General features: G+C 67.4%; 17 protein-coding genes and 1 pseudogene. 13 read left to right on the top strand and 5 right to left on the bottom strand.

What is annotated here, in order from left to right:
* Nucleotides 1–31: 31 nt before the first annotated feature.
* The 4 genes from BBJ41_RS27875 to glcD are packed head-to-tail and all read right to left on the bottom strand — an operon-like array spanning nucleotide 32 to nucleotide 4,274.
* Nucleotides 32–436, bottom strand: a complete 405-nt coding sequence (locus BBJ41_RS27875) for a GlcG/HbpS family heme-binding protein (RefSeq protein WP_069749428.1) — start codon at nucleotides 434–436, stop codon at nucleotides 32–34.
* Nucleotides 437–458: 22 nt separating this feature from the next.
* Complete coding sequence (gene glcF / locus BBJ41_RS27870; protein WP_069749427.1) at nucleotides 459–1,679, bottom strand: glycolate oxidase subunit GlcF; 1,221 nt, start codon at nucleotides 1,677–1,679, stop codon at nucleotides 459–461.
* A 19-nt stretch (nucleotides 1,680–1,698) separates the two neighbouring features.
* Nucleotides 1,699–2,775 (bottom strand): glycolate oxidase subunit GlcE, encoded by a 1,077-nt coding sequence (glcE, locus tag BBJ41_RS27865; RefSeq protein WP_069749426.1) that lies wholly within the window; start codon nucleotides 2,773–2,775, stop codon nucleotides 1,699–1,701.
* Complete coding sequence (gene glcD, locus BBJ41_RS27860) at nucleotides 2,775–4,274, bottom strand: glycolate oxidase subunit GlcD (RefSeq protein WP_069749425.1); 1,500 nt, start codon at nucleotides 4,272–4,274, stop codon at nucleotides 2,775–2,777. Before glcD ends, glcE begins: the two co-directional genes overlap by 1 nt.
* 225 nt (nucleotides 4,275–4,499) lie before the next feature.
* On the opposite strand from glcD, the gene glcC reads away from it, so the two are divergent.
* From glcC to BBJ41_RS27815, 9 genes are all read left to right on the top strand, one after another.
* Entirely contained in the window at nucleotides 4,500–5,270 is a 771-nt protein-coding gene (glcC, locus tag BBJ41_RS27855) for a transcriptional regulator GlcC (protein ID WP_069749424.1), read from the top strand.
* 202 nt (nucleotides 5,271–5,472) lie between these two features.
* Nucleotides 5,473–5,982: a DUF1269 domain-containing protein gene (locus BBJ41_RS27850; protein ID WP_069749423.1), complete on the top strand. Its 510-nt coding sequence runs from the start codon at nucleotides 5,473–5,475 to the stop codon at nucleotides 5,980–5,982.
* A gap of 336 nt (nucleotides 5,983–6,318) precedes the next feature.
* Nucleotides 6,319–6,831 carry a hypothetical protein gene (locus BBJ41_RS27845; protein WP_069749422.1) on the top strand — a complete coding sequence of 171 codons (513 nt, stop codon included), beginning with the start codon at nucleotides 6,319–6,321 and terminating at the stop codon, nucleotides 6,829–6,831.
* Nucleotides 6,832–7,205: 374 nt separating this feature from the next.
* Nucleotides 7,206–8,351, top strand: coding sequence for a cytochrome c oxidase subunit II (locus BBJ41_RS27840; RefSeq protein WP_069749421.1), 1,146 nt, complete (start codon nucleotides 7,206–7,208; stop codon nucleotides 8,349–8,351).
* 13 nt (nucleotides 8,352–8,364) lie between these two features.
* Nucleotides 8,365–10,119, top strand: a complete 1,755-nt coding sequence (gene ctaD / locus BBJ41_RS27835; RefSeq protein ID WP_069749420.1) for a cytochrome c oxidase subunit I — start codon at nucleotides 8,365–8,367, stop codon at nucleotides 10,117–10,119.
* Nucleotides 10,116–10,727, top strand: a complete 612-nt coding sequence (locus BBJ41_RS27830; RefSeq protein ID WP_069749419.1) for a cytochrome c oxidase subunit 3 — start codon at nucleotides 10,116–10,118, stop codon at nucleotides 10,725–10,727. The genes ctaD and BBJ41_RS27830 overlap by 4 nt, the downstream gene beginning before the upstream one ends.
* Nucleotides 10,724–11,431 carry a heme-copper oxidase subunit III family protein gene (locus BBJ41_RS27825; protein WP_069749418.1) on the top strand — a complete coding sequence of 236 codons (708 nt, stop codon included), beginning with the start codon at nucleotides 10,724–10,726 and terminating at the stop codon, nucleotides 11,429–11,431. The genes BBJ41_RS27830 and BBJ41_RS27825 overlap by 4 nt, the downstream gene beginning before the upstream one ends.
* An 8-nt stretch (nucleotides 11,432–11,439) precedes the next feature.
* Nucleotides 11,440–11,781 (top strand): cytochrome C oxidase subunit IV family protein, encoded by a 342-nt coding sequence (locus tag BBJ41_RS27820; RefSeq protein ID WP_069749417.1) that lies wholly within the window; start codon nucleotides 11,440–11,442, stop codon nucleotides 11,779–11,781.
* Between the two features lie 29 nt (nucleotides 11,782–11,810).
* A complete protein-coding gene (locus BBJ41_RS27815) occupies nucleotides 11,811–12,125 on the top strand; it encodes a high-potential iron-sulfur protein (protein ID WP_069749416.1) in 315 nt (104 codons plus the stop codon).
* A 37-nt stretch (nucleotides 12,126–12,162) separates the two neighbouring features.
* Here BBJ41_RS27815 and BBJ41_RS27810 read toward each other — a convergent pair whose 3' ends face one another.
* Nucleotides 12,163–12,804, bottom strand: a complete 642-nt coding sequence (locus BBJ41_RS27810; RefSeq protein ID WP_069749415.1) for a GntR family transcriptional regulator — start codon at nucleotides 12,802–12,804, stop codon at nucleotides 12,163–12,165.
* A gap of 130 nt (nucleotides 12,805–12,934) precedes the next feature.
* On the opposite strand from BBJ41_RS27810, the gene BBJ41_RS27805 reads away from it, so the two are divergent.
* The 4 genes and pseudogenes from BBJ41_RS27805 (at nucleotide 12,935) to BBJ41_RS27795 (ending at nucleotide 15,236) form a co-directional block, all read left to right on the top strand.
* Nucleotides 12,935–13,411, top strand: coding sequence for an OsmC family protein (locus BBJ41_RS27805; RefSeq protein WP_069750403.1), 477 nt, complete (start codon nucleotides 12,935–12,937; stop codon nucleotides 13,409–13,411).
* Nucleotides 13,412–13,433: 22 nt separating this feature from the next.
* Nucleotides 13,434–14,078: a glutathione S-transferase family protein gene (locus tag BBJ41_RS27800; protein WP_236872075.1), complete on the top strand. Its 645-nt coding sequence runs from the start codon at nucleotides 13,434–13,436 to the stop codon at nucleotides 14,076–14,078.
* Between the two features lie 70 nt (nucleotides 14,079–14,148).
* A pseudogene (araH, locus tag BBJ41_RS39705) lies at nucleotides 14,149–14,286 on the top strand (L-arabinose ABC transporter permease AraH); the annotation flags it as partial.
* Between the two features lie 47 nt (nucleotides 14,287–14,333).
* Nucleotides 14,334–15,236: an SMP-30/gluconolactonase/LRE family protein gene (locus BBJ41_RS27795; RefSeq protein ID WP_069749413.1), complete on the top strand. Its 903-nt coding sequence runs from the start codon at nucleotides 14,334–14,336 to the stop codon at nucleotides 15,234–15,236.
* Nucleotides 15,237–15,284: the final 48 nt, after the last annotated feature.

Raw genomic sequence — 15,284 nt, 5'->3', positions numbered from 1 at the left:
CCCGGGGAAAATGCGCGCGCGACTTGGCTGGTTATGTCGCGACGCTTTGTGTGCCGGCGCGGGCGATCTGCGCATCCTGCTCGGACTTTACGCCAGACACGCCGATCGCGCCCGCGATCCGGCCGCCGACCGTGACCGGCACGCCGCCTTCGAGCAAACCCGTCAGCGGCGCGCTGAGAAACGCGGTGCGGCCACCGTTGATCATATCCTCATACGCCTTCGTCTCGCGACGGCCGAGCGCCGCCGCGCGCGCCTTGTCCTGCGAGATGGCTGCGCTGGCCGGCGAGGCGCCGTCCAGCCGCGCGAACGCGAGCAGGTGGCCGCCATCGTCGACGACGGCGATCGACACGGCCCAGCCGTGGCGTTCCGCTTCCGCGCGGGCGGCGGCGAGCATGCGGTCGGCATCGGCGAGTTCGAGTTCGGGTTTCGTTTGCATGGGATTTCTCCGGAGTCAGCGGTCAGTTGACGAGTCGGTTGTCGACGAGTTCGATCCAGTGACGCACGGGCGTGCGGCCCGCGCCGTTCAGGTGAGTCTGGCAGCCGACGTTGGCCGTGACAATCAGGTCCGGCCGCGCGGCTTCGAGCGCATCGAGTTTGTTGTCGCGCAGCCGGGTCGCGAGTTCGGGCTGCGTCAGCGAGTACGTGCCGGCCGAGCCGCAGCACAGATGACCGTCGGCGACATTCGTCAGATCGAAGCCGAGCCGCGTCAGGATGCTGTCGACCGCGCCGCCGAGCCGCTGCGCATGCTGCAGCGTGCACGGGCAGTGGACCGCGACGCGGCGCGGCGTCGCATTGGCCAGCGCGTCGAGCGGTTCGGCCGCGATCACCTCGACGAGGTCGCGCGCGAGCGCGCTGACACGCCGCGCCTTCTCAGCATAGGCGGGGTCGGAGCGCAGCAGGTCGCCGTATTCCTTGACGAACGCGCCGCAGCCGCTCGCGGTCAGCACGATCGCTTCGGCGCCGGCCTCGATCGCGGGCCACCACGCGTCGATGTTGCGGCGCGCGCGGGCGAGGCCCGCGTCCTGCGCGTTCAGGTGGTATTCGGTCGCGCCGCAGCAGCCGGCTTCGCGCGCCGGGCTCACGCTGATGCCGAGCCGGTCGAGCACGCGCGCGGCGGCCGCGTTGGTGTTCGGCGACAGCGACGGCTGCACGCACCCTTCGAGCATCAGTACGCGCCGCGCGTGCCGCACGGCCGGGCGCGGCGCGGCGGCGGGAGCGGCGGCCGGAATCTTGTCCTGCAGCGCGCCGGGCAGCAGCGGGCGCAGCGCGCGGCCGGCCTTCAGCAGCGCGGCGAACGTCGCCGGGCGCGGCACGACATGGCGCAGCCCCGCGCGCAGCAGGCGCTCGCGCGCGGGCCGTTGCACGCGCTTCTCGGCTTCCGCGCGGCCGATGTCGAGCAGCGTGTGATACCGCACGCCGGACGGGCAGGTCGTCTCGCAGTTGCGGCACGTCAGGCAGCGGTCGAGATGCTGCTGCGTGCGCTCGCCGCACGGCTCGCCTTCGAGCAGTTGCTTGATCAGGTAGATGCGTCCGCGCGGCCCGTCGAGCTCGTTGCCGAGCACCTGGTAGGTCGGGCAGGTCGCATTGCAGAAGCCGCAGTGCACGCATGCGCGCAGGATCGCTTCCGCTTCGTCGGCCCGGGCGAGGGCCTTGCTTGCTTCGCTGAGATTGGTTTGCATCGGCGGGTTGCGTCGAAGGTCAGAAATCGGCGTAGAGGCGGCCGGGATTGAAGATCGCGTGCGGATCGAGCTGCGCCTTGAGCTGTCGGTGCACGCGCAGCAGCGCGGGCGGCAGCGGCTGGAACGGCTCGTGAGTCGTGCCCGGCGTGAAGCAGGTCGCGTGGCCGCCCCATTGCGCGGCGAGCCGCTGCACGTCGGCCGGCGCGGCGTCGCTCTTCAGCCAGCGCTGGGCGCCGCCCCAGTCGGCGAGCAGTGCGCCGGGCAATGCGTCGAGCGGCGCGGCGGCCGGCACCGACACACGCCACAGCGGGCGCGGATCGTCGAAGAACGGCAGCGCGAGATCGCGCAGCCGTGCCCAGAACGCGTCGTCGGCGCCGCCCATCGGATCGCCGCCGATCGTGTCGCGCGCGGCCTTCACCGAGCCCTCTCCGCCTTCGATCCGCACGCGCAGCACGCCATCCGCATGGCACGCGCCCGCGAGCGGCAGCCCCGCGCGCCGCCACGCGGCGACGCGCGGCACGGCGTCGGCCGCAGCGAGCGGCAATGCGAGATCGCACGTTGCGCGCGGCTTCGGCAGCACCTTCAGCGATACCTCGGTCACGACGCCGAGGCAGCCGAAGCTGCCCGCGAGCAGCCGCGACACGTCGTAGCCCGCGACGTTCTTCATCACTTCGCCGCCGAAGCGCAGGTGCTTCGCGTGGCCGGTGATCACGCGGCAGCCGAGCACGAAGTCGCGCACCGCGCCGGCCCATGGGCGGCGCGGTCCCGACAGCGCCGCCGCGAACATCCCGCCGACCGTCGCCGCGCCGCCGAACGACGGCGGTTCGCACGGCAGCATCTGGCCGGCCGCGTCGAGCATCGCTTCGAGTTCGGCGAGCGGCGTGCCTGCGCGCGCGGTGACGACGAGCTCGGTCGGGTCGTACGCGACGATGCCGCGATGCGTGCGCACGTCGAGCGTGCGGCCTTCGACGGGGCGGCCGAGAAACGCCTTCGTGCCGGCGCCGCGGATGTGCAGCGGCTGGCGCTCGCGGATCGCGGCGTCGACCTGCGCGACGAGCGCCGCGCTGTCGTCGATCGATTCGATTTCGCGTCGCATCAGAAGCGCTCCAGTTCGGGAAACGGCAGCTTGCCGTGATGGACGTGCATCGCGCCGAATTCGGCGCAGCGGTGCAGCGTCGGGATGTTCTTGCCGGGATTGAGCAGACCCTGCGGATCGAACGCGGCCTTCACCGCGTGGAAGAACGTGATTTCGTCGGCGTTGAACTGCACGCACATCTGGTTGATCTTCTCGCGCCCGACGCCGTGCTCACCAGTGATGCTGCCCCCGGCCGCGACGCACAGTTCGAGGATCTTGCCGCCGAGCGCTTCCGCGCGGTCGAGCTCGCCGGGCCGGTTCGCGTCGAACAGGATCAGCGGGTGCATGTTGCCGTCGCCCGCGTGGAACACGTTCGCGACCGGCAGCCCGTATTCGGCGGACAGCGCCGCGATGCCTTCGAGCACGCGCGGCAGCTCGCGGCGCGGGATCGTGCCGTCCATGCAGTAGTAGTCGGGCGACATGCGGCCGACCGCCGGGAACGCGTTCTTGCGGCCGGCCCAGAAGCGCTGGCGCTCGGCCTCGTCGCGCGCGACGCGGATCCCGGTCGCGCCCGCGTCGCGCAGTAGCGCGGCGACGCGTTCGGCGTCCTCGTCGACGTCGCTCGCCGCACCGTCGAGCTCGCACAGCAGGATCGCCTGCGCGTCGACCGGGTAGCCCGCGTGGATGAAGTCTTCGGCGGCGCGGATCGCGAGGTTGTCCATCATCTCGAGGCCGCCCGGAATCACGCCCGCGCCGATGATCCGCGCGACCGCCGCGCCGGCCTCGGCGACGTCGTCGAAGCTCGCCATCAGCACCTTCACGCTCGACGGCTTCGGCAGCAGCTTCACGGTCACTTCGGTGACGATGCCGAGCATGCCTTCGGAGCCGGTGAACAGCGCGAGCAGGTCGAAGCCGGGCGCGTCGAGCGCGTCGGCGCCGAGCGTGAGCGTGTCGCCGTCGATCGTCAGGATCTCGACCTTCAGGATGTTGTGCACCGTGAGCCCGTATTTCAGGCAGTGCACGCCGCCCGCGTTTTCGGCGACGTTGCCGCCGATCGAGCATGCGATCTGCGACGACGGATCGGGCGCGTAGTAGAGGCCGTACGGCGCGGCCGCCTGCGAGATCGCGAGGTTGCGCACGCCGGGCTGCACGCGCGCGATGCCGGCGTCGGGGTCGATGTCGAGAATCCGGTTGAATTTCGCCATCACGAGCAGGATGCCTTTTTCGAGCGGCATCGCGCCGCCCGACAGCCCCGTGCCCGCGCCGCGCGCGACCACCGGCACGCGGTGCGCGGCTGCGACGCGCAGCACCGCGCGTACCTGCTCGATCGTGTCGGGCAGCACGACCGCGAGCGGCACCGTGCGGTACGCGGCGAGGCCGTCGCATTCGAACGGCTTGAGCGCCTCGCGTTCGTGCAGCACGTCGAGGCCGGGCGCCGCCGCGAGCAGTGCGGCGACGAGCGTGGGGCGATCGACGGTCGCCAGCGGGCCGTCGATCCGTTCGTCGTAGATGAAACTCATCGGTCTGTCTCCGTCTCCACCATGCGGGCGGTCGCGTGAGGCGCGACACGCCGGATGGACGGGGATTCTTGGCGGACCGGACGCGCGTGTCCAGACGTCTTCTATGTGGTCATACCAGTTTTTGCGAATGCATCATTTGTATGCCTCGTCATCATCCACAAAATCCAATGCAGACAAGGGTTTGTGCGAAAATTTCTGCTATTCGCCAAAAGTGGTCATACCAGTATGGAAATGCAGGATCGGAAGGAGCCGGCGCGGCGCGTGGCCGATGTGGTCGCCGAGCGCATCGAGAAGCTGATCGTCGACGGTGTGCTGAAGGCCGGGCAAGCGCTGCCGTCCGAACGGCGGCTGACCGAGAAGCTCGGCGTGTCGCGCACGGCCGTGCGCGAAGGCATGAAACTGCTGCACGCGCGCGGGATCATCGACACGACGCACGGCAAGGGCTCGTTCGTCGCGAGCCTGACCCCGCAGCGCGAAATCACGCCGATGATGCATCTGCTCGGTTCGCAGCCGCGCACGCTGTACGACCTGTTCGAGGTGCGCGGGATGCTCGAGGCCGAGGCCGCGCGGCTGGCCGCGCTGCGCGGCACGCCGGCCGATTTCATCCTGATCAGGCGCCGCTACGACGAAATGACGGCCGCCGATGCGCAGGATCTCGACCCCGCCGCGCGCGCGAAGCTCGACCACGCGTTCCATCTCGCGATCTGCGAGGCGTCGCACAACCCGGTGCTCGTCAATACGCTGCAATCGCTCACCGACCTGCTGCTCAGTTCGGTGTTCGCGTCGGTGAACAATCTCTATCACCGCGAACCGCTGAAGAAGCAGATCGACCGCCAGCATGCGCGGCTCTACAACGCTGTCACGGGGCGGCTGCCCGACCAGGCGCGCAAGGCCGCGAGCGAACATATCCGCCAGTGCGTCGACTATCTGCGCGAAATCGAGCAGGAGGAACAGCGGCTCGTGCGTTCGACGCTGCGGCTCGAAGGATGGACGTGAGTGCCTGCGATTCGCAGCGGGCACGGAAGCAACGATCGCCGTAGGGGCGACCCGGGGTGCCCGATCGTGGCATGCACCCGCTGCAGCAGGTAACGAGCCGGGGCATGCGGCGCCAAGCTCGCACATACTGCGTCGCCGATGCTGACATAAAATGGATAAATGCTCCGCTGAAGGTGAGTCGACAGCAAAAAGGGGGGGCAACATGAGACGTCTTTATTTCCTCGTACCCGATACGCAGATGGCGAAAGCGATCGTCGATGATTTGCTGCGCGCACGCATCATCTGGCGTCATATCCACGTTATCGCCGATCACAGTGTCACGCTCGATCAGTTGCCCGAAGCATCCTTGCTGCAAAGCAGCGATGTCGTTCACGCGCTCGAGCGCGGCGTCGCACTCGGCGGCGCGACGGGTGCGCTTATCGGCCTCGTCGCGCTGGTGTTCCCCCCGGCGGAACTCGTGATTGCGGGCGGCGCCGTCGTCGGATTGACGTTGGCGGGAGCGGGCTTCGGCGCGTGGACGGCCGGGATGATCGGCATCGCCGAGCCGAACGCGCGGCTCAAGCGATTTCGTGACGCCATACGGGAAGGCCAGATCCTGATCATGGCCGACGTGCCGCCATTGCGAGAGGAGGAAATCGAGCAGATGGTCGCCCAGCATTTTCCGAGGGCGGACCTGGAGGGCGGCGAGCCTACGACGCCGATCTTCCCCTGAGAATCGACAACCGGCCTACCCGACACCCGAGGCGGTCTCTACATGGATCGTGCTGGCTTCCGGCCAGCGTGGCATTGATCGGACGCCCCTGACCGCGCGGCGCCACGATCTCCGCTCCATGTCGCGCCGGCACCCGCCGGCGCCGTCGAGAGAACCCGTCGATGCGTATCGCCGGGCGCGCGGCCGCATGGCCGCGACCACAACGACATTCTGCTGCGTCTCGATGCGGGCCGACCCGGGCGTCGCCGCATCGTCCGCGCACGCACCGGCGCCGCGTGTCGTGTCATGGCGCCTGCTGAACCCGAGTGCTGAAGTTGATGTCGGCAAGGAGGTCGTATGGAACTGAACATTCAATCACACCATTGGCAACGGCGTACGCCCGACTGGCTCGCCGCTGCCGTAGCCGGTCTGGCGGGTGGCGCGCTGGTGATCGTGCTCGAATTCTTCTGGTCGACCCTGGTGCTCGATGAAAGCCCGTGGCAACCGACCCACAAGATCGCGGCGATGGTGCTGGGCCGCGGCGCGCTCGAACAGATGTCGGTTTTCAGTGTTGGCATCGTCGGGACGGCGTTGATCCTGCACTACGTGCTGGGCGCGATCATGGGGATGATGCTTGCCGCGATCATGGCGCCGTTCCGCTTCGATTCGAGTGTGGGCATGGAGGCCGTGATCGGGCTGGCGTTCGGGATCGTCGCGTATGGGTGGAATTTCCATGTGATGACCGCCGTGTTCCCGTGGTTCGTCTCGGAGCGCGGTTCCGGGCCATTACTGGCAAACCTGCTGTTCGGTGTGGTCACCGCGGTCGCTTACGGCATGCTCGAACGGCGCAAGCAGGACGCGATGCGCTGACACGCCGGCTTGTTCGCCGCGTCGACAGGGGCTGTTCGCGTGTTCGGCCTGGAAGGTCGCACTCCTGAACAGACCCTGAACACCCCGCGACGGCCGCCTCGACGACCCATGCCGGAGGCGGCGTTTTTGCATGGCATCGCGGCCACGCGACGGCGCGATTCGCGCGCTGCCTCCATCGCGCGCGCTTCGCGATTGCACTGGCTTGCACGATGCAGAGGAGAGGACTACCTTTTCTTTAGAGCTGCCTGCAACGCCCGGCGAGCCGGTCCTGGCCGACTTCCGGCGCAAACCGTACGACGTATGGCAAGGCGGCACGACGACGCCTGGAGCGCAGTGTCAGCGGCTCCGGCGAGTGACGCGCGGCGAGGCGGCTTATGGCCCTTGCGATTGCCCTGATCCTGATCATCCTATTGGCGGTGGGGTTTCACTTTGCCAGTCCCTGGTGGATCACGCCGATCGCGTCGAACTGGGTGCGCATGGACGACATGCTGACGATCACGCTCGTCATCACCGGCGCGCTCTTCATCGCAATCAACCTGTTCATCGTGATCGCACTGCTGCGCTATCGCCACCGCAGCGGGCATCGTGCCGCTTACGAGCCGCACAACAAGCGGCTGGAATGGTGGCTGATCGGCCTGACCTCGGTCGGCGTGGCAGCGTTGCTGGCGCCGGGGCTTTTCGTCTACGCGGACTACATCCGGCCGCCGCGCAACGTGCTGCAGATGGAAGTGCTCGGCCAGCAATGGCAATGGCGTTTCCGCTTTGCCGGCCCGGGCGGCAAGCTGGGCACGACGGACGTGCGCTACATCAGCAACGACAACCCGTTCGGCCTGAACCCCGGCGACCCCAACGGCCGCGACAACTACCTGATCGAGACGCCCGAGGTGCACCTGCCGCTCAACCGCCCGATCCAGGTCCTCGCACGGTCGCGCGACGTGCTGCACGACTTCTATGTCCCGCCGTTCCGTGCGCGCATGAACATGGTGCCCGGCATGGTGACCACCTTCTGGTTCACACCGACCAAGGCCGGGCGTTACGACATCCTGTGCGCGCAGCTTTGCGGTATCGGGCACTCGAGCATGCGCGGCGTGGTCGTGGTGGAAGACGAAGCATCGTTCTCGCGCTGGCTGGCGCAGCAGAGCACGTTCGCGCAGCGGCAGCAGGCCAGGGTGCAGGCTGCCGCCGCCGTTGCCGGCGGCAGCGCCCAGGCGCTGGCCGACCAGGGCCGCGCGCTCGCGGCGGCCAAGGGCTGCGCCGCCTGCCATACCGTGGACGGCAGCCCGCGCGTGGGCCCCCCCTGGAAAGGCCTGTACGGCAAGACCGAAACGATGGCCGACGGCAGCACCGCGAAGGTGGACGAAGCCTATCTGCGCGCCTTCATCCGCGACCCGAAGGCCCGCGTCGTGAAGGGCTTCTCGCCCATCATGCCCACCTTCGACCTGAGCGAGCAGGAGTTGAGCGCACTGGTGGCCTACATCGAATCGCTGGGCGCTCCGGCCGCCAGCGCGACGAATCCCTAGCGGAGCAGACGCCATGCCCTACGCGCCCACCGACCATCTCCCGCAAAGCTTCTGGACCCGCTATGTCTGGAGCCAGGACCACAAGGTCATCGCCGTGCAGTATTCGCTGACGGCCATCGCGATCGGGCTGGTCGGTCTCGTGTTGTCGGACCTGATGCGGTTGCAGCTCGGCTTTCCGGGCAAGTTCGCTTTCATCGACGCCAGCCACTACTACCAGTTCGTCACCATGCACGGGATGATCATGGTGATCTACCTGCTGACGGCGCTGTTCCTGGGCGGCTTCGGCAACTACCTGATCCCGCTGATGCTGGGCGCGCGCGACATGGTGTTCCCGTTCCTCAACATGCTGAGCTACTGGGTCTACCTGCTGGCCGTGCTGGTGCTGGTGTCCAGCTTCTTCGTGCCGGGCGGCCCGACCGGCGCGGGCTGGACGCTGTATCCGCCGCAGGCCATCCTGCCGGGCACGCCGGGCGTGGAATGGGGCATCGTGCTGATGCTGGTGTCGCTGGCGATCTTCATCGTCGCGGCCACGATGGGCGGCCTGAATTACGTCACCACCACGCTGCAGGCACGCGCCCGCGGCATGACGCTCATGCGCATGCCGCTCACCGTGTGGGGCATCTTCATCGCGACCATCCTGGCGCTGCTGGCGTTTCCGGCGCTGTTCGTGTCGGCGGTGATGATGCTGCTCGACAGGACGCTCGGCACCAGCTTCTTCATGCCGGCCGTGGTGTCGATGGGGCAGACGCTCAAGCACGCGGGCGGCAGCCCGCTGCTGTTCCAGCACCTGTTCTGGTTCTTCGGGCACCCGGAGGTCTACATCGTCGCGCTGCCGGCCTTCGGCATCGTGTCCGACCTCATCAGCACGCACGCGCGCAAGAACATCTTCGGCTACAGGATGATGGTGTGGGCCATCATCGTCATCGGCGTGCTGAGCTTCGTGGTCTGGGCGCACCACATGTTCATCGCCGGCATGAACCCGTACTTCGGCTTCTTCTTCGCCACCACCACGCTCATCATCGCCGTCCCGACCGCGCTCAAGGTCTACAACTGGGTGCTGACGCTGTGGCGCGGCGATATCCACCTGACCGTGCCGATGCTGTTCGCCATCGGCTTCATCAGCACCTTCGTGCTGGGCGGGCTGACCGGGCTCTACCTCGGCAACGTGAGCGTGGACATTCCGCTGTCGAATACGTACTTCGTGGTCGCGCACTTCCATATGGTGATGGCCGTGTCGCCGATCCTGGTGGTGTTCGGCGGCATCTACCACTGGTATCCGAAGGTGACGGGCCGCATGCTCGACGACACGCTCGGGCGCGCGCACTTCTGGATCACCTTCGTCGGCACCTATGCGATCTACTTCCCGATGCACTATCTCGGTATCCTGGGCATGCCGCGGCGGTATTACGCGTATGAAGGCTACAGCTTCATTCCGCATTCGGCGCAGACGCTCAACACGTTCATCACCGTCGTGGCGCTGATCGTTGCGGCGGCGCAGTTGCTGTTCCTGTTCAACCTCGCCTGGAGCCTCGCGCACGGCAAGCGTGCCGACGGCAACCCGTGGCGGGCGACCACGCTGGAATGGCAGACGCCGCAAACGCCGCCGGCGCACGGCAACTGGGGCGCCGAGGCGCCCGTCGTCTACCGCTGGGCGTACGAATACAGCCCGCCGGGGCACGAGGAAGATTTCATCCCGCAAAACCAGCCGCCCGAGACGGCGCCCGAAACGGCCCGCCCGACGCTGCACCCCGGCGAGGCGCGCGAATGACCACGCTGCCACGCCCGTTCGTTCCCGGCGCGCCGCCCGTGTCGCCGAATGCGGGCCGCGTCGGCCTGCTCGTCTTCATGGCGGTGGTGACGACCTTGTTTTCGCTGCTGCTGCTCGCGTATGTCATGCGCATGCGCGAACCCGACTGGCAGCCGATCCCGCATCCGGCGCTGCTCTGGTGGAACACCGGCGCGCTGGCGCTGGCGAGTCTCGCCATGCAGCGCGCCCGGCAGATGACCGTGCATCGCGCGGCGTGGCTGGTGGGCGGCGGCGTGCTGGCGGCCGTGTTCGTGATCGGGCAACTGACCGCCTGGCGCGCGTTGTCGGCGGCCGGGCAGACCGTCGCCGTCAATCCTTCCGACAGCTTCCTCTACCTGCTCACCGGCCTGCACGGGTTGCACGTGCTGGGCGGGCTGGTGGCCTGGGCCGTGACGATCGCGCTGCTGCAGCGCGCCGATCCGCTCCGGGCTCGACGTGCCGTCGCGCTGTGCGCGATCTACTGGCATTTCCTGCTGGCTGTCTGGCTCGTGCTGCTGGCGGCGATGTGGTGGATCACGCCCGGGATCGTCGCCGCGATCTGCGGGCCGCTGTATGGAGCCGCGCCATGACCGCGCCCACGCTCCCCCCCGAATCCGCGGGCACCACGCCTGCCGACGCCGGGCCGGACGGCTGGCGCGGCATCGTCACGGACTGGTCGGCCGACCGCCAGGCCTTCAAGGTGCCGTGGGGCAAGGCGATGATGTGGATCTTCCTGCTGTCGGACACCTTCGTGTTCAGCAGCTTCCTGATCGGCTACATGACGGTGCGCATGTCGACCACGGCGCCGTGGCCGGACCCTTCCCGTGTGTTCGGGCTCGATGTGGGCGGCGTGGAGGTGCCCTTGCTGCTGATCGCGATCATGACGTTCACGCTGATCACCAGCAGCGGCACCATGGCGATGGCCGTCAATTTCGGCTACCGGCGCAACGCCACGCGTGCCGCCGCGCTGTTGCTGGCGACCGCGCTGCTGGGCGCGACCTTCGTGTCGATGCAGGCCTTCGAATGGACGAAGCTGATCGTCCATGAAGGTGTCCGCCCATGGGGCAACCCGCTGGGCGCCGCGCAGTTCGGCGCGTGCTTCTTCACGATCACGGGGTTCCACGGCTTTCACGTGACCTGTGGCGTGATCTACCTGCTGTTGACCGCACGCAAGATCCTGCAGCCGGGGTTCGCCGAGCACGGCAATTTCCAGATCGTCGAGATTGCCGGCTTGTACTGGCACTTCGTCGACCTGGTGTGGGTGTTCATCTTCGCGTTGTTCTATTTGTGGTGAGGCAGGACATGGACTCCACCGATCCCGCCGATCGACCCGGCGCCGCACACGGCCAGCAGCATCCGGTCAGCCTTTACCTGAAGATCTGGGGGCTGCTGTTCGTGCTGAGCACGATGTCGTACATGGTGGATTACTTCCGCGTGCAGGGCCTGTTGCGCTGGGTGCTGATCGTCGTGCTGATGATCGCCAAGGCCGGGCTGATCGTGTCGATCTTCATGCACATGATGTGGGAGCGGCTCGCGCTCGTGTACGCGATCCTGATACCGCCCCTGTGCCTGCTGGTGCTCATGGTGCTGATGGCTGCCGAAGCGCATCACACGTTCGGCATGCGGGAACTCTTCTTTCACTGATCCGTTTGCGCAGATCTCAGGAGGACGTCATGAAATTCGCACGCCGACGTTTTATCGCAGTGACCACCGCGCTGGCGTCCTCGCTGGCATTCGGACGCCGCGCGGCGGCGGCCGAGGCCGGTGCCGTGCAGGAATCCGATGCCAACGCGCAGGCCCTCGGTTACAGGACGGACGCAAGCCGCGTCGACCATGCGAAGTTTCCGGGTTTTCAGGCGGGTCAGGCTTGTGCGAGTTGCCAGTTCTTCCAGGGCAAGCAAGGTGCCGCGATGGCGCCGTGCACCATTTTCAGCGGCAAGCAGGTCAACGCGAAAGGCTGGTGCAGCGCTTATTCGAAAAAGGCGTAGCGGGGAAGCGTAGCGAACTGCATGGGCCGTACCGGCCTCACGCGCCTTCGACGAGCCGCATGACGATGCTCCTCGCCGACTCGAGATGCGCGACCGTCATCGACCGCGCGGCGCGCGCATTGGGTTCGCGACATGCTTGCAGGATGGCTTCGTGCTCGACCTGGAACGACGGCGTATCCGCGAGCAACGTGGTTTGCAGGCGCTCGTAACGCTCGACCTGGCTGCGCAGCTCGGCGATCGCCTTCAACTGCCGCGCGTTGCCGCAGCACGAATACAGCAATGCGTGGAATTCGCGGTTCAGCTCTCCCTGCCGGCGCGGCGCGGTTGCGTCGCCGAGCAGGCGATGGACGAGTTCGGCGCGCGCCAGCGTCTCGTCGTCGAGCCGCTTCACGCTCCGGTAGATCGCGTCGCCTTCGAGCAGCGCGCGCAAATCGTAGATTTCCCGCACGTCCGACGCGGTCAGCATGCGCACGATGGCGCCGCGATTCTTGAAGATATCCAGCAGGCCTTCGCGCTCCAGGCGCTGGATGGCCTCGCGCATCGGAATCCGGCTGATCCCGAACCGGTCGGCGAGATCGCGTTCGACGAGTCGCTCGCCGGCTTCCAGCTCGCCGTTGATGATCATGTCCCGCAGCGATGCGGCTACCGCGTCCGCCGTGGAATCGAGTTTGGCTTCCATGTCTGCGTGTTCCTCATTTTGGAATAATGGTATACCAAACGCGTATCCGGTGCCACAATGACGGCGACAGGCTGGCTCAGTGAAACGGCATCCGGCCCGGTCGACGAAACCGATATCAATGGAGAGCGAGATGGCGCATGGCGAGCATACGTATCGTGTTGCAGTGGAATGGACCGGCAATCGGGGAACGGGCACGTCGGGGTATCGCGAGTACGGCCGCGAGCATGTGATCCGGTCCGGCACCAAGCCGGACATCCCCGGTTCGTCGGACGCGGCGTTCCGCGGCGACGCCGCGCGCTGGAACCCCGAAGACCTGCTGCTGGCGTCGGCATCGGCGTGCCACAAGCTCTGGTATCTGCATCTGTGTTCCGATGCCGGCATTCGCGTGCTCGCGTATGTCGACCATGCGGAAGGCACGATGTTCGACGGCACCGAGCCGGGGCATTTCACCGAAATCGTGTTGCGCCCGCACGTGACGATCCTGGCCGGCGACGATCGCGAGCGGGCAGAACGTCTGCATCATGACGCGCACGCGAAGTGCTATATCGCAAACTCCGTCAACTTCCCGATTCGCTGCGAACCGGTGATCGAGTGCGCGGCGGCGTGATGCGCCGGCCATGGAAATCACGATGAAACTGTTCTACTACCCCGGCAATGCCAGCATGGCGCCGCACTTCGCGCTCGAAGAAATCGGCCAGCCGTTCGAGCTTGAATTCGTCGACCGTACGCACGATCAGCACAAGTCGGCGGACTACCTGGCGCTGAATCCGAACGGACTCATTCCGGTGCTGATCGACGGCGATCTGGTGCTGTACGAAACCGCCGCGATTTGCCTGCATCTTGCCGATACGCACCCGGAGGCGCGGCTGGCACCGGCACTCGGCACGCCGGCGCGCGCGCAGTTCTACAAATGGCTGATGTGGCTCACCAATACGCCGCAGGCGACGTTGATCGCGTATTTCTATCCGGAGCGCTGGGTCGATGCGGGCAATGCGTCGGGCGCCGCGCAGGTGAAGGCGCATGCGGAAGCCAGGATCGCCACGCTGCTGGATCAGCTCGAACACCAGCTGGACGCGAGCGGGGGCCCCTGGCTGCTCGGCGAACACTACACGGTGCTCGATCCGTATGCGCTGATGCTGTGCCGCTGGACGCGCGGTTTTGCCGCGCCGGCGCGGCAGCGGCCGGTACTCGGCGGCTATTTGCAGCGGGTTCTCGAGCGCCCGGCGATCCAGCGGGCGTTGAAGACGGAAGGGCTCGCGCACCCATGGGTGTGATGCACGATCGAAGCGGCATGCCCGCCATCCGGCGGGCATGCGTGCCGGGCGAACCACCAACGCGCCGACCATGAGCGCGGGGCAGGACGCGATGAGCCTGCTCAACGTGCCGACGTTTTACCAATATCTGATACGCGACGGAATTCTGTTGCTCGCGGCGCCGTTCGACCCGTATCGTCGCAACCAGCGGCGCGCGATGACGATCTGACCGGCAAGCGCGGCCGCCCGCGAACGCGGCAGATATCGGGAGACGGCATGCAACAGATTCAACCGGCCGCGTCGGCGACGCTGCTGGCCGACAGCCGCAACACGCTCGGCGAAGGCGCGACGTGGTGCGATGCGACGCATACGCTGTACTGGGTCGACATCGAAGGTGCGCAGTTGTGGCGATGCCGCGCGGACGGTTCCGACCTGACGCCGTGGACGATGCCAGAACGGCTCGCATGCTTCGCGCTGACCGGCGATCCGGACGTGCTGCTCGTCGGGCTCGCGACGCATCTCGCGTTCTTCGACCTGCGCAGCGGCGCGCTCACGCGGATCGTCGACGTCGAGCCCGATCTGCCGACGCGCCTGAACGACGGGCGCTGCGATCCGTCCGGCGCGTTCGTGTTCGGGATGAAGGACGAAGGCAGCGAGCCGCCGCGCGCGGTCGGCGGGTTCTACCGGCTCAATGCCGACCTCACGCTCGAGCGGCTCGCGTTGCCGGCGGCGGCGATCGCGAACAGCATCGCGTTCTCGCCGAACGGTTCGAAAATGTATTTCTGCGATTCGCTCGTGCGCGAGATTTTCGTCTGCGATTACCGTGCGGGCGGCGACGTCGCGAACGTGCGGTCGTTCGCGCGCCTGACCGATGCGGACGGCGACCCGGACGGCGCGACGATGGATCGCGACGGTGGGCTGTGGAACGCGCAGTGGGGCGGCCGGCGCGTGGTGCGTTATGGGCCGGACGGCGTGGAAACGGATCGCGTCGACGTGCCGACTGCACAGCCGAGCTGTGCGGCGCTCGACGGCGAAGGGCGGCTGTACGTGACGAGCGCGCGCATCGGATTAAGCGACGATGCGCTGGCCGGCGATGCACACGCCGGCGGCGTATTCGTCGCCAGGACGCGCTACGCGGGGTTGCCAACCGCGCGATTCGCAGGGGCGCCGCGCGGCTGACCGCGTACTGGATCCCGTTCATGGGATGCGTCCGACGCAGCGAGCCTG

The sequence above is a fragment of the Burkholderia stabilis genome, from assembly GCF_001742165.1.
Lineage (GTDB): Bacteria > Pseudomonadota > Gammaproteobacteria > Burkholderiales > Burkholderiaceae > Burkholderia > Burkholderia stabilis.
The sequence above is the reverse complement of the archived record's forward strand: the minus strand, read 5'-3'. Positions and strand labels throughout refer to the sequence as shown.